This window comes from Streptomyces sp. NPDC046261 (genome assembly GCF_040646235.1).
GTDB lineage: Bacteria > Actinomycetota > Actinomycetes > Streptomycetales > Streptomycetaceae > Streptomyces.
Map to the genome: position 1 here is coordinate 33081 of NZ_JBEYZU010000013.1, position 13387 is coordinate 46467.

Annotated in this window: 11 protein-coding genes; 7 read left to right on the plus strand and 4 right to left on the minus strand. The window is 72.6% G+C overall.

Annotated features, from left to right (window positions below):
- The first annotated feature begins 121 nt into the window (after positions 1-121).
- Together ABZ956_RS21835 and ABZ956_RS21840 are read left to right on the plus strand one after the other, a co-directional pair.
- On the plus strand, positions 122-1372 hold the full coding sequence (locus tag ABZ956_RS21835; protein ID WP_361896067.1) for a glycosyltransferase family 4 protein: 1251 nt from the start codon (positions 122-124) through the stop codon (positions 1370-1372).
- Positions 1373-1449: 77 nt separating this feature from the next.
- A complete protein-coding gene (locus ABZ956_RS21840) occupies positions 1450-2322 on the plus strand; it encodes a hypothetical protein (RefSeq protein WP_361896396.1) in 873 nt (290 codons plus the stop codon).
- 10 nt (positions 2323-2332) lie between these two features.
- Here the strand turns inward: ABZ956_RS21840 and ctaD are convergent, their stop codons facing one another.
- Positions 2333-4015, minus strand: coding sequence for a cytochrome c oxidase subunit I (gene ctaD, locus ABZ956_RS21845; protein WP_361896070.1), 1683 nt, complete (start codon positions 4013-4015; stop codon positions 2333-2335).
- A gap of 502 nt (positions 4016-4517) precedes the next feature.
- Between ctaD and ABZ956_RS21850 the strand changes: the two genes are divergently transcribed.
- Complete coding sequence (locus ABZ956_RS21850; protein WP_361896073.1) at positions 4518-4733, plus strand: proteinase inhibitor I78; 216 nt, start codon at positions 4518-4520, stop codon at positions 4731-4733.
- Between the two features lie 79 nt (positions 4734-4812).
- Here ABZ956_RS21850 and ABZ956_RS21855 read toward each other — a convergent pair whose 3' ends face one another.
- Both ABZ956_RS21855 and ABZ956_RS21860 read right to left on the minus strand, forming a co-directional pair.
- Positions 4813-5841, minus strand: a complete 1029-nt coding sequence (locus tag ABZ956_RS21855) for a phosphatase PAP2 family protein (protein WP_361896076.1) — start codon at positions 5839-5841, stop codon at positions 4813-4815.
- 262 nt (positions 5842-6103) lie between these two features.
- Entirely contained in the window at positions 6104-7288 is a 1185-nt protein-coding gene (locus ABZ956_RS21860) for a glycosyltransferase family 39 protein (RefSeq protein ID WP_361896078.1), read from the minus strand.
- Positions 7289-7442: 154 nt separating this feature from the next.
- Between ABZ956_RS21860 and ABZ956_RS21865 the strand changes: the two genes are divergently transcribed.
- Positions 7443-9080, plus strand: a complete 1638-nt coding sequence (locus ABZ956_RS21865; RefSeq protein ID WP_361896081.1) for an MFS transporter — start codon at positions 7443-7445, stop codon at positions 9078-9080.
- A gap of 71 nt (positions 9081-9151) precedes the next feature.
- Positions 9152-10351 (plus strand): acyl-CoA dehydrogenase family protein, encoded by a 1200-nt coding sequence (locus ABZ956_RS21870; RefSeq protein WP_361896084.1) that lies wholly within the window; start codon positions 9152-9154, stop codon positions 10349-10351.
- 65 nt (positions 10352-10416) lie between these two features.
- On the opposite strand, the gene sepF is transcribed toward ABZ956_RS21870, so the two are convergent.
- Positions 10417-10863 carry a cell division protein SepF gene (sepF, locus tag ABZ956_RS21875; RefSeq protein ID WP_361896087.1) on the minus strand — a complete coding sequence of 149 codons (447 nt, stop codon included), beginning with the start codon at positions 10861-10863 and terminating at the stop codon, positions 10417-10419.
- Between the two features lie 275 nt (positions 10864-11138).
- Between sepF and ABZ956_RS21880 the strand changes: the two genes are divergently transcribed.
- Both ABZ956_RS21880 and ABZ956_RS21885 read left to right on the plus strand, forming a co-directional pair.
- Complete coding sequence (locus ABZ956_RS21880) at positions 11139-12398, plus strand: DUF5685 family protein (RefSeq protein WP_361896090.1); 1260 nt, start codon at positions 11139-11141, stop codon at positions 12396-12398.
- A 42-nt stretch (positions 12399-12440) separates the two neighbouring features.
- Complete coding sequence (locus tag ABZ956_RS21885) at positions 12441-13229, plus strand: DUF1684 domain-containing protein (RefSeq protein WP_361896093.1); 789 nt, start codon at positions 12441-12443, stop codon at positions 13227-13229.
- The last annotated feature ends 158 nt before the right edge of the window (positions 13230-13387 follow it).

Sequence of the window (13387 nt, forward strand, 5' to 3'; positions counted from 1 at the left end):
GCCATCTGTTGAAGAACGACTTGGTGATCAAGGCCAACCCGCCGGGGCGCCCCACGGTCTAACCTCTCAGTGGAGGCGGGCTACCAGGACTGTCCGCGGCATACCGGCTGCATGGGGACGAATGCACATCTCATTCCTGATTCACAACGCGTACGGCATCGGCGGCACGATCCGCACCACGTACAACCTGGCCGGCATCCTCGCCGAGCAGCACGACGTGGAGATCGTTTCCGTCTTCCGTCACCGCCAGGAGCCGGTCTTCACCCCCAGCCCCAAGATCCGGCTGCGCCATCTGGTGGATCTGCGCAAGAACAGCCCCGGCTACGAGGGCGAGGACCCCGACTACCAGCGCCCGGCGTCGGTCTTCCCGGCCACCGAGGGCCGGTACAAGCAGTACAGCGCCCTCACCGACCGGCGGATCGCCGAGCATCTGCGGGGCCTGGACTGCGACGTGGTCGTCGGCACCCGCCCCGGGCTGAACGTCCACATCGCCCAGCAGGCCCGCCGCGGCCCGGTCCGCGTCGGCCAGGAGCACCTGACGCTCGGCACCCACTCCCCACGCCTGAAGCTGACGCTGCGCACCCACTACCCGCGCCTGGACGCCGTCACCACCGTCACCGAGGCCGACGCCGAGACCTACCGCAAGCTGATGCGGCTGCCGGGCGTACGCGTCGAGGCCGTGCCCAACGGCGTGCCCGCGCCGGCGCTCGAGCCCGCCGACGGCAGCGGCAAGTGGGTGATCGCCGCCGGCCGGCTCGCCCCCGCCAAGCGCTACGACGTCCTCATCCGCGCCTTCGCGAAGGTCGTCGCCGAGCGCCCCGACTGGCGGCTGCGGATCTACGGCGCCGGTGCCGAGCGCGCCAAGCTGCGGGCGCTCATCGACAAGCACGGCCTGTACAACCACGTCCTGCTCATGGGCCCGGCCACGCCGCTGGACCCCGAGTGGGTCAAGGGCTCCATCGGCGCGGTCACCTCCAGCCTGGAGTCCTTCGGCATGACCATCGTGGAGGCGATGCGCTGCGGGGTGCCGGTGGTCTCCACCGACTGCCCGCACGGCCCCGGGGAGATCATCAACGACGGTGTCGACGGCCTGCTCGTGCCCGTCGGCAAGCCCGACGCCGTCGCCGCCGGGCTGCTGAAGCTCATCAACGACGACGAACTGCGCGCCCGCATGGGCCGCGAGGCCCTGGCGAGCTCGGCGCGCTTCGACCCCGGCCGGATCGCCGGCCGTTACGAGAGCCTCTTCACCGACCTCCTGGCCCGCGGCAGCCTGCGCGGCTCGCTGCACCGCACCCGTGGCGCCCTGCTCAGCAGCGCCTTCCAGGCCAAGGACCTCTCCCGCTCCGCCCTGCGAAGGGTGCGTGCCGCGTGACGCCACCGAACCAGCCCACCGTGCCCGAGAGCTCGACCACCACCTCCGAGGAGTGCACCGACGTGTCTGCCCCTCCCCTGGCCTTCGGCGCGGGAAACCCCAGTGCCGACTGCATCGCGGACTCCGCGGGCGGACTCACCTTCGACCTCGACGTCCCCGGCAGTGCCGACGCCGCCGCGCACTGGTCCGCGGCCCTCGTGCTGCGCCGCCGCGGCGGCTCGCCCGACGCGCCGGACGGCGCCGACGAGGTCCGCCTGCCGCTCGCGCCCAGCGGCGCCGGCCGGGTGCGCGCCGTCCTGCCCAGCACCGTGGCCCTCCCCGAGGGCCGCTGGGACGTCCATGTGGCGTGCGGCGAGGACACCCCGCAGCGCCTGCTGCCCGGCCTGGCCGACCTGCGCTCCCTGGTCGACCGCAGGCCCGGGCCCAGCACCTCGCCGCTGGCGGTGCGTATCCCGTACGCGACCAAGCACGGCAACCTCTCGCTGCGCAGCTGGCTGCGCGCCCCGCACGCCGAGGCGGGGGACGTGCAGGTCGAGGACAGCGGCATAACCGGCCGCGGCAGCCTCTACCGGGTCGAGAACCCCGGGGCGTGGCTCGCCGGGGCCGTCGTCGAGGCCCGCTGCCGCCGCGCCCCCGAGCTGGTGCGCACCGCACCGGTCACCGCCGACGGCCAGGACTTCACCTTCGCCCTCTCCTACGCCGAGCTGTGCGAGGAGTGGCGGGGCGGACTCGATGTGTGGGACCTGTGGCTGCGCGGGCCGGAGGGCTCGCAGCCGGTCCGCATCGCCCGCATCCTGGACGACGTCGCCGACAAGAAGCAGGTCTTCACCTACCCGGCGAAGCCCGTGGCCGCCTCCTACGCCCCTGCCCGGGTGAGCCCGTACTACACCGTCGACAACGACCTCTCGATCAGGATCGACGAACGCCCGCCGGTGGCGGCCGCCCGGTAGTGTCCCCCGGTCACCGCGCGGTGGGCCCGGCCGCGGCGGGCGGCCGGGCCGGCGTCTCCACCTCCGGGTGGTGCAGGTCGAAGGCCGGGGACTCGGAGCGGACGCGGGGGAGCGTGAGGAAGTTGTGGCGCGGCGGCGGGCAGGTGGTCGCCCACTCCAGGGAACGGCCGTAGCCCCAGGGGTCGTCGATCTCGACCTTCTTGCCGTACTTCGCGGTCTTCCAGACGTTGTAGAAGAACGGCAGGGTCGACAGGCCCAGCAGGAACGCGCCGATGCTGGAGAGCGTGTTGAGGGCGGTGAAGCCGTCGGCCGCCAGGTAGTCGGAGTAGCGGCGGGGCATGCCCTCGGCGCCCAGCCAGTGCTGGACGAGGAACGTGGTGTGGAAGCCGGCGAACAGCGTCCAGAAGTGGACCTTGCCCAGCCGCTCGTCCAGCATCTTCCCGGTGAACTTCGGCCACCAGAAGTAGAAGCCCGCGAACATCGCGAACACCACCGTCCCGAACACCACGTAGTGGAAGTGGGCGACGACGAAGTAGGTGTCCGTGACGTGGAAGTCCAGCGGCGGCGACGCGAGGATCACCCCGGTCAGCCCGCCGAAGAGGAAGCTCACCAGGAAGCCCACCGCCCACAGCATCGGTGTCTCGAAGGACAGCGAGCCCTTCCACATCGTGCCGATCCAGTTGAAGAACTTCACCCCCGTCGGCACCGCGATCAGGAACGACATGAAGGAGAAGAACGGCAGCAGCACCGCGCCCGTCGCGAACATGTGGTGCGCCCAGACGACCACGGACAGGGCGGTGATGGACATGGTGGCCGCGACCAGCGTCAGGTAGCCGAAGATCGGCTTGCGGGAGAACACCGGGATGATCTCGGTGATGATGCCGAAGAACGGCAGGGCGATGATGTAGACCTCGGGGTGGCCGAAGAACCAGAACAGGTGCTGCCACAGCAGCGCCCCGCCCCACTCGGCGTCGAAGACCACCGAGCCGAACCGCCGGTCCGCCTCGAGGCAGAGCAGGGCCGCGGCCAGCACGGGGAAGGCCAGCAGGATCAGGATCGAGGTGAAGAGCACGTTCCAGGTGAAGACCGGCATCCGGAACATCGTCATTCCCGGTGCCCGCATGCCGATGATGGTCGTCAGGAAGTTGACCGCGCCGAGGATCGTGCCGAAGCCGGACAGGGCCAGCCCCATGATCCACATGTCGGTGCCGATGCCGGGTGAGCGGACCATGCTGCTCAGCGGCGCGTAGCCGGTCCAGCCGAAGGTGGCGCCGCCCTGTGGCATCAGCAGGCTGGCCACGACGATGAGGCCGCCGAAGAGGTAGAGCCAGTACGAGAACATGTTCAGCCGGGGGAACGCCACGTCCGGCGAGCCGATCTGCAGCGGCATGATCGCGTTGGCGAAGCCGGCGAAGGCCGGGGTGGCGAACAGCAGCAGCATGATCGTGCCGTGGGCGGTGAACGCCTCGTTGAACTGCTCGTTGGTCATCAGCTGCAGGCCCGGGCGGGCCAGTTCGACGCGCATCAGCATGGCGAGCAGGCCGGCGGCGAGGAAGAAGGCGAACGACGTGATCAGGTAGAGATGGCCGATCTTCTTGTGGTCGGTGGTCGTCAGCCAGTCCACGATGATCCGGCCGGGCCGCCGGGCTCCGGCCGGATCCGCTGCGGTGGCCTGCGCGGTCCCGGTCCCCATCCGTGCCCCCTCGCTGTCGGCTCACATGGGCTCCTGGTGCCCACGCGCTCTCTCGGGCACCGCCATGATGCTCCGCCGGAAGGTCACCGCGCGAGGGTGCCTCCCCGGCCCCGGGGCGAAGCGGGGCCCGCGGACAGCGAGTGAGGTGCCGGAACTTTATATTCCGCGTACACCCGGCTCCCGGCGCGGGACGTCGCTCAATTCGGCCCGGGATCAATGACGGAGCTCAGCGGCTCCATATCGGTGCGGCCCCGGGCCCGGTAATTCAGGGTGCCGCGGGCGGGGTTAGCGGGAGCGTTCCGGAACGGCTCGGTTAATTCGGCGCACAGGTTTAGCGCAAGCTCTGGGAAGAAAGCGGAGGGCTTGCGCGGGTGGGGTCTTCCGGGCCAAACCCCGGCGGGTCTTCTGTGACACAAGTGTGACCAGTGGCGGACCGGGTGGGTCCGGGCGCCCGGTACGCCCCGGCTTCCGCCGCCGCGCGGCGCCGCCTACGGTGGCTGTCATGGCACCTCTTCCCCACCTGCCCAGCGAGCCCGACGACGACCCCGGGGCCTACCTCGGCCTGCCCGAGGAAGCGGCCGCCGTCCGCGCGCGGGCCCTCGGCTGGACGGACGTACGGGTCCTGCCGCACGGCGCGGTCATCACCATGGAGTACCGGGTCGGCCGGCTGAACTTCGAGGTCCGCGACGGCGTCGTGGAGCGCTGCTGGAAGGGCTGACCCGGCGGACGGCCCGCACACACAGGAAGGCGGCCCCGGATGTTCCGGGGCCGCCTTCTCGCGTGGATCGGTGGGGCCGTCAGTTCCCGGCGGCGCGGCCGCGGCCGGCGCCCGGGCCCAGCGGCGAGGTGCGGGGCAGGCGGTCGGCGTGCGGGGGCCGGCGGCTGCCGGTGGGAGTGACCGGTGTCCGCTCCGAGCGGGCGGTGTGCGGCCGCGGCGCCAGGTGCGGTCTGCCGTCGGGGACGCGGACCGAGGCGCCGGCGCCCGGGCGGCTGCCCGCCGCCACCGGCTCGCGGACGGGCAGTTCGTCGTCGACCGGGCCGCGCGGCGCGCCCAGCGGGACGGAGGCGGCCACCGGCACGGTGACCGGGGCGAGCGTGCGGCGCCCGCGCAGCCGCTGCCAAAGGCCCAGCAGCCAGGCGTCGGTGCGGGCCATCAGCGGCTCGAACCAGGGCAGGACCAGCAGCACCAGCAGGCCCGCGGTCCAGCCCAGGGTCACATCGCTCATCCAGTGCGTGCCCAGGTAGACCGTCGTCATGCCCACGCCGAGCGCCAGCATCGCGGCGGCCACCGAGGCGATCCGGCGGGCGCGCGGCGTGGTGGCCAGATAGGCGAGGACGCCCCAGGTCACCACGGCGTTGGCGGTGTGGCCGGAGGGGAATATGTCACCGCCGGCGAACATCTCGTTCGAGCCGACGGTGGTCGCGTAGTGCGGCCCGAGCCGGCCCATGCCGAGCTTGGCGGCGCCCACCGTCACGTTGAGCAGCAGCAACGACGTGCCCAGCACCAGCAGCGGGCGCAGGGTCTTGTGCTTGTACGTGCACCAGCCCAGCCAGGCCGCCACGGCCACCGCGGTCGGGCCGCGCTGGCCCAGGACCACGAAGTAGTCGAGGAAGGCATGGATCTCCGGCCACTGCTTGTACGGCCGGAAGAGCATGACCTGCCAGTCGAACCGCACCGGCCAGGACGTGGTGACCACGCCGACCACGATCGCCGCGTAGACCACGGAGGTCGCGACAAAGATCCCCAGGCGGGTACGGGTCATCCGCGGCCGCACGGGCTTGGTCGGGTGCTCCTCCACGGGGACGAGCTCGTCATCGGTACGCACTCAATCGACGTTACATTGCGTGACGGGAGGCTTAGGCCGTTCGGGCCTCTTTGTGATGACGATGTGATGTGGAATGCGTCTCAATCGTGGCGGGGGCTCAGGTTTGAAACGCCGGAACAAGAAACACCCAAGGAATCGTCAGCGCCCCCGGACAATGGTCCGGACCGCTTTAATTCCATTCCGTACGAAGGCGTTTATCGGCGATTGGCCGAGGGGTTTCGCGGCGTTTCCCGCCGGCCCGCCGCGCGCCCCGAAAATATGATCATGGGGGTCCGGAGCCATGCAGCCAGAACGCGCCGTAGACGGCCGACGCAAGTGCGACGACCGTCACCACCGACACCGCGCGTACCGTGCGTAGCCGGGCCAGGGCCGCCGCCAGGGGCAGCAGCAGTGGGAAGGCGGGCATCATCAGCCGCGGCTTGGAGCCGAAGTACCCCTTGGCGGTGAGCGCCAGCAGCACCACCGTGCCGGTGAAGACCAGCAGCGGCAGCGGCTGCCCCTGCCGCACCCCGGCCCGGTACAGCACGAGTACCAGGGCGACGCCGGCCAGCAGGCCCAGGCCCGCCCAGAACGCCGGGCCCGCCAGCCGCTCCCCGATGAAGGAGGCGAAGGCCAGCCCGCCGTCGAAACCGTTGCCCCAGCCGCCCTGCACGTCGAGATAGCCGGTGACGCTGCCGGTGCGCGATCCGACCCAGGCGAAGTACGCCAGCCAGCCCAGGGGCGCCAGCGCCACCCCGAGCAGCACCCGCGCCGGCGGCGGACGTTCCGCCGCGGGCCGGCGGCGCGCCCGCAGCAGGGCCACCGCCGCCGTGATCCACACGGCCGCGACCACCGCCGCTCCCACCGGCCGGGTCAGCCCGGCCAGCGCGGCGAACGTCCCCGCCGCCACCCAGCCCCCGGTGAGCAGGCAGTACAGGCTCCACGCCGCCAGCGCCGTGAAGAGGGACTCCGAGTACGCCATCGACTGCACCACGCCGACCGGCAGCGCCGCCCACAGCACCACGAGCGCCACACCCGCCCGCCGCCCGTACAGGTGGTCGCCGACGGCGAAGATGCCCCACGCCGCGCACAGTGACGCGACGGCCGAGACCACCAGTCCCGCGTCGGGTGCCGACAGCGGGAAGACGGCCGACAGCAGCCGCTCCAGCCAGGGCAGCAGGGGGAAGAACGCCATGTCGGAGTGGACCTTGCCACCCGGGAGGTGGAGGGTGTGGCCGTACCCCTGCTCGGCGATGCGGGCGTACCAGATGGAGTCCCAGCGCGCCGAGAGAAGGTGTCGCGCCCCCTTGCCGTCCGCCAGCCCCCACAGGGCGAGTGCCACGATGCCCAGCGCGCGCACCGCCGCGAACAGCAGCAGGGCGGGCGCGGCGCGGCGCAGCGCGGCGCGGCCATGGGGCAGGGTGGCCGCGCCGGGGGCTATGCCGGAGGGGGTAGCGAGATCGGTCACCGGTCGATTGTCCCAGCCCCGTGACGTGAGGCGGGCCACGTGGCTTCCGGCGGGACTCGCGTACTCTGTCGACTCACTCGCCCCTCGACTCCGCCGGGGCCCCACAGTTTCCAGGCCCGCGGCGGCCGCGAGCGCATGACACGGAGGTGTGTGGATGTCCGGGACGACCACCGCCGGCCCCCGACGGCCGGTCGGCGTTCCCCGGCAGCGGCCACGGCCGCGCCGCGCGGACGGGTACGGCACCGCGGGTGCGAACCGCTGGGCCGTGCTCGTCGTCCTCTGCGTCAGCCTGCTCCTCGTCGCCGTCGACGCCACCGTGCTGCACGTCGCCGTGCCGGCCGTGACCGAGGACCTGCGGCCGGGCGCGATACAGCTGCTGTGGATCGTCGACGTCTACCCCCTCGTCTGCGCCTCCCTGCTCATCCTCTTCGGCACCCTCGGCGACCGCGTCGGCCGCCGCCGCGTGCTGCTGTTCGGCTACGCGCTCTTCGGCGTGGCCTCGGCGCTGGCCGCCTTCGCGACGGCGCCCGAGGTCCTGATCGCCGCCCGGGCCCTGCTCGGCGTCGGCGGTGCGATGATCATGCCGGCGACGCTGTCCATCCTCCGGCAGGTCTTCCCCGACCGCCGGGAGCGCGCGGTGGCCATCGGCGTCTGGAGCGCGGTGGCCGCGGTGGGCGCGGCCGTCGGACCGCTGCTCGGCGGCTTCCTGCTGGAGCACTTCTGGTGGGGCTCGGTCTTCCTCATCAACATTCCGCTGATGGCGGTCAGCCTCCCCATCGGACGCTGGGTGCTGCCCGAGTCGACCGGCGACCGCGACGGCCCGTGGGACGTGCTCGGCGCGCTGATGGCGGCGTTCGGGCTGTTCGGCGTCGTCTACGGCGTCAAGCGGGTCGGCAGCGCCGACCCGCTCGCCCTGGGCACGGTCGTCCCGGCGGCGCTCGGGGCCGCCCTGATCATCCTCTTCGTGCGGCGGCAGCGCCGGCGCAAGCACCCGCTGGTCGACCTGGCGATGTTCAGCCGGCCCGCGTTCGGCACGTCCGTGGGCTGCATCGTGCTGGCCATGCTGGCACTGGTCGGGCTGGAGCTCGTCGCCGCGCAGTATCTGCAGCTCGTGCTCGGCCTCACCCCGCTGGAGACGGGCCTGCGGCTGCTGCCGCTCACGCTCGCCGCGATGGCGGCGGGCCTGGCCGGCTCCCGGGTGCTGCACCGCTTCGGGCCACGCACCATGGTCGCGGCCGGATTCGTGCTGACGGCGATGGCGGTGCTCTCCCTGACCGTCATGGGCCGCGAGGACCGGCCGGCCGCCCTCATCGCGGGCTTCGTGCTGCTCGGCTTCGGCCTGGAGACCACGCTCTTCGGGGCGTACGAGTCCATGCTGAGCGAGGCCCCCGCGAAGTGCGCGGGCGGCGCCGCGGCGATCGGCGAGACCTCCTACCAGCTCGGTGCCGGCATCGGCATCGCCCTGCTCGGCAGCGTCATGAACGCCGCGTACGCACCCGGCGTGGCCGCGGTGCCGGGGGTACCGAGCGCGGCGGGGGCCGCGGCGAGGCACTCGCTGGGGGAGGCGTACGACGTCGCCGACCGGCTCGGTGGCCCCGCCGGTGCGGCCCTGCGGGCCGCGGCACGCGACTCCTTCGTCCACGGCCTGCACGTCACGTTGGCCGTCAGCGCCGGACTGCTCCTGCTGGGCGGCCTGGCGGCCCTGCGCCTGCCGCGCGTCGCGGCCGACGCGGACGGCACCGACCCCGTTCCGGTGTCGGTGCCCGCGCCGGGCGGGGTGCCCGCGGCCTGAGCCGGCACCGCAGCGGCCCCGGCCGGGTCTGGACGCCGGGGGTTACCCGGCCGTAGCGTCGGTGGTGACCGATGATCACCCGCGCCCGGCCGGAGGCTGACGTGTTCGACCCGCATGATCCGCTCGGCATCGACGATCTCCTGACCGACGAGGACCGCGCGGTACGGCAGACCATGCGCGCCTGGGCGGCGGACCGCGTGCTGCCCCACATCGCCCAGTGGTACGAGAGCGGCGAGCTGCCCGTCGTCCGTGAACTCGCCCGTGAGCTCGGCTCCCTGGGAGCCCTCGGCATGCAGCTCACCGGCTACGGCTGCGCCGGGGCGAGCGCGGTCCAGTACGGGCTGGCGTGCCTGGAGGTGGAGGCCGCCGACTCCGGCATCCGCTCCCTCGTCTCCGTGCAGGGCTCCCTCGCGATGTACGCCATCCACCGCTTCGGCTCCGAGGAGCAGAAGCAGCGCTGGCTGCCGGGGATGGCGGCCGGTGAGATCATCGGCTGCTTCGGCCTGACCGAGCCCGATCACGGCTCGGACCCCGCGGGCATGCGCACGTACGCCAAGCGCGACGCCGGCGGCGACTGGGTGCTGACCGGGCGCAAGATGTGGATCACCAATGGCTCGGTGGCCGGGGTGGCCGTCGTCTGGGCGCAGACCGACGGCGGGATCAGGGGATTCCTCGTGCCCGCCGGCAGCCCCGGCTTCTCGGCCCCCGAGATCGGGCACAAGTGGTCGCTGCGCGCCTCGGTCACCAGCGAACTGGTCCTGGACGAGGTGCGGCTGCCCGCCGACGCCGTGCTGCCGGAGGCCGTCGGGCTGCGCGGGCCGCTGGGCTGTCTGAACCACGCGCGGTACGGCATCGTCTGGGGTGCGATGGGCGCGGCCCGTACCTGCTTCGAGGCGGCGCTCGACTACGCGCGGACGCGGGAGCAGTTCGGCAGGCCCATCGGTGGCTTCCAGCTGACGCAGGCCAAGCTGGCCGACATGGCGGTGGAGCTGCACAAGGGGGTTCTGCTCGCCCACCATCTGGGGCGGCGGCTGGACGCGGGCCGGCTGCGGCCGGAACAGGTGAGCTTCGGGAAGCTGAACAATGTGCGGGAGGCGATCGAGATCTGCCGTACGGCCCGTACGATCCTCGGGGCCAACGGGATCTCGCTGGAGTACCCCGTGATGCGGCATGCGACGAATCTGGAATCGGTGCTGACGTACGAGGGCACCGTGGAGATGCACCAGCTGGTGCTGGGCAAGGCGCTCACCGGTCTCGACGCGTTCCGGTAAGCCCCGCCCGCTCGGCCCTCCGGGGGCGTGCCCCGCCCCCGGACCCCCTGGCGCTGCCGGGGGGATCAGCTCTGGTTGAAGAAGCCGCCGTTCGCGCGGCCGGGCTGCTCGCCGCTGACGACCTTGTAGTCGGCCGGGGTGAGCAGGAAGACGCGGTTGGCCACCCGCTCGATCGAGCCGCGCAGGCCGAAGGTCAGGCCGGCCGCGAAGTCCACGACGCGCTTGGCGTCGCTGGGCTCCATGCTGGTGAGGTTGACGATCACCGGGACGCCCGCCCGGAACAGCTCGCCGATGCCCCGGGCGTCCCGGAAGCCGTCCGGGGTGACCGTGGCGATGCGGGTGCCCTGTTCCTGCGCGACCTCGTCGGCCACACGCACCTTCGGGTTGGTCACCCAGGAGTCGCCGGGCTCGGGCCCTTCGTCCGAGTCCTCTTCGTAGCCGCCGTAGTAGCGCTCGTCATCGCTGTCGTCGACGAGGCCAAGCCAGGCACTCGCCTTGCGCACCGATCCCATGGACGCCTCCTCTCACACGCGGTGTGTTCCGCCCGCTCCTCTATGGTCGTCCATGATGCGGATGATGTGCCAAGTGGATGGCGGCCATGCGGGGATTTCGTGACGCATCTGGTGCAAAGCGGGTGGCGATGCGTCAGAAACCCCTGGTGGTTGGCCGCAGGCGCTGGACCTGGGCATATGCGGCATGGTTCTCAGGGAGCGGGCTCCGGCCCAGCTCGATTGTCCCCGGTGAATAGGATGCCCGGGCACATCGACACCACACACGGGGGCACGTTTTGTTCGGGATCATCAGGCCATGCCGTCATCGGCTGTCCGAGAGCATGCGAACCGAGTGGATGGCCCATCTCTGCGGCCTTTGCCTGGCACTGAAGGGCGATCACGGGCAGTTTGCTCGAATAGCCACCAACTATGACGGGCTGGTCATATCAGTGCTCGTCGAGGCGCAGTCGTCGCGCGGCGAGGACGCCGGCTCCTGGCGGCGCACGGCGGGGCCCTGCCCGTTGCGCGGGATGCGTTCCGCGCCGGTGGCGCAGGGCGAGGGCGCCCGGTTGGCCGCTTCGGTATCGCTCGTACTGGCGTCCGCGAAGATGCGCGACCATGTCGCCGACGGCGACGGGCTGTTGGCGCGCCGCCCGGTCGCGGCGGCGGCGCGCAGGGTGGCCGCCACGTGGGACCGGGCGGGCGCCCGTACGGGATCGGAACTGGGCTTCGACACGGCCGTTCTGGTCGACGCCGTCGAACGGCAGGCCGGGATCGAGGCGCTGGCCGGGACGGGCACGTCGCTGCTGGAGGTGACCGAGCCCACCGAGACGGCCACCGCGGCCGCCTTCGGTCATACGGCCGTTCTGGCCGGGCGGCCCGCCAACCGGGCGCCGCTGGAGGAGGCGGGCCGGCTCTTCGGGCGCCTCGCCCATCTGCTGGACGCCGTCGAGGATCTGGACGAGGACGCCCGGACCGGGGCCTGGAACCCGATCGCCGCCACGGGCACCGAACTCACCGAGGTGCGGCGGCTGTGCGACGACGCGGTGCACGGCGTGCGGCTGGCGCTGCGCGAGGTCGCCTTCGCGAGCAAGGCGCAGGGCAGGCTGGCGCACATCCTGCTGGCGCACGAGCTGGAACGTTCCGTCGACCGCGCGTTCGCCACGGGAGGTTGTGCGACGCACGGGGGCCACGAACCCCGCGGCGGGCAGGGGCCGGAAGGCTCGTACGGTCCGTACGGCGCGCCCCCGATGCCGCCGCCGCCCGCACCGCCGGGGCCGCCCCGCGGTGGCCGGCGGCGTGGGCTGATCGCCGGTTGCGCCGTGTGGACCGGGCTGTTCTGCACCGGCCAGGTGTGCTGCCGGGACCCGTATCAGGACCCGTGGAACGGGCAGCCGCGCGAGGGCTGGTGCGCCAAGTTCTGTGACTGCTGCGGCGATTGTGCCGACTGTGGTCAATGCTGCAAGTGCTGCGGAAGCTCCGGTGAGGGTGGTGAAGGTGGCGACGGCGGCGGTTGTTGTGACGGCTGCGACTGTGGTTGCGACTGCGGCTGCTGAGTTCCTCGGGTCGGCGCTGCCCGTGTGGCAGGGTGGGCCGGCATGAGCACCAGTGAGGCGCGGCAGCAGTGGGAGGCGTGGCGCGAGCAGCGCACCGAGGAGGTTTCGGCCCCCTACGGGCCGCTCGCGCTCACCGGTACGTACTGGCTCGGCAGCGCCCCGGACGGTCGGGTTCCGGCCATCCCCGGGCGCTGGATTGTGCGTCCCGGGGGCGTGCTGCTGAGCGCCGGGCCCGCGGACGGGCTGGTCCTGGACGGGCGGCCGCTGGAGGGGGAGGCGCTGCTGACCCCCGACAGCGGGCCGGCCGCCGCCCGCGTCGCGCACGGCCGTCGCAAGCTGCTGGTCATGCGCCGCGAAGGGCTGTGGGCGGTCCGCGTCTTCGACCCGGATTCCGCCGGCCGCCGGGCGTTCGCCGGCATCGACGCCTTCGACCACGACGAGCGCTGGGTGCTGCCCGGCGTGTTCCGCCCGTACGAGCGGGACCGCACGGTCGCGGTGGAGAACGCCGACGGGCTCACCCGCGGCCTGCACCTCGCCGGTGAACTGGCCTTCGGCATCGGCGGCGAGGAGTACGCGCTGCGGGTCTCGGCGGAGGCGGACGGGGCGATGTGGGCCGTGTTCGCCGACGGCACCAGCGGCGTCTCCAGCTACCGCTTCCGCTTCCTCAAGCCCCCGCCGCCGGCGGCCGACGGCACCGTGAGCGTCGACTTCAACCGCGCGGTGCTGCCGCCGTGCGCCTTCGCCGACCACTTCATCTGCCCCTTCCCGCCGCCGGGCAACAGGCTGCCCTTCGACGTCCCGGCGGGGGAGCGGAACCTCCGCACGCGCTGACGCGTCGAAGCGGCGAGCGGGACCGCCTCCGACGCGGCCCCGGCGGCCCGGGAGCCGTCGGGGCTCCTTGGCGTGCGCCGGGGGCGCGTCCGAAAGGTGCTCTTGCGCCGTGCGGCGCGGGGCCCGAATACTCCCGAGCAGCGCTTGTCAGGGGCACG

What these genes read in the sequence shown, in the direction of transcription:
- ABZ956_RS21835 (WP_361896067.1), top strand. Translation starts at nt 122, where the DNA reads ATGCACATCTCATTCCTGATTCACAACGCGTACGGCATCGGCGGCACG.
- ctaD (WP_361896070.1), bottom strand. Translation starts at nt 4,015, where the DNA reads ATGGGGACCGGGACCGCGCAGGCCACCGCAGCGGATCCGGCCGGAGCC.
- ABZ956_RS21850 (WP_361896073.1), top strand. Translation starts at nt 4,518, where the DNA reads ATGGCACCTCTTCCCCACCTGCCCAGCGAGCCCGACGACGACCCCGGG.
- ABZ956_RS21865 (WP_361896081.1), top strand. Translation starts at nt 7,443, where the DNA reads ATGTCCGGGACGACCACCGCCGGCCCCCGACGGCCGGTCGGCGTTCCC.
- ABZ956_RS21870 (WP_361896084.1), top strand. Translation starts at nt 9,152, where the DNA reads ATGATCACCCGCGCCCGGCCGGAGGCTGACGTGTTCGACCCGCATGAT.
- sepF (WP_361896087.1), bottom strand. Translation starts at nt 10,863, where the DNA reads ATGGGATCGGTGCGCAAGGCGAGTGCCTGGCTTGGCCTCGTCGACGAC.
- ABZ956_RS21885 (WP_361896093.1), top strand. Translation starts at nt 12,441, where the DNA reads ATGAGCACCAGTGAGGCGCGGCAGCAGTGGGAGGCGTGGCGCGAGCAG.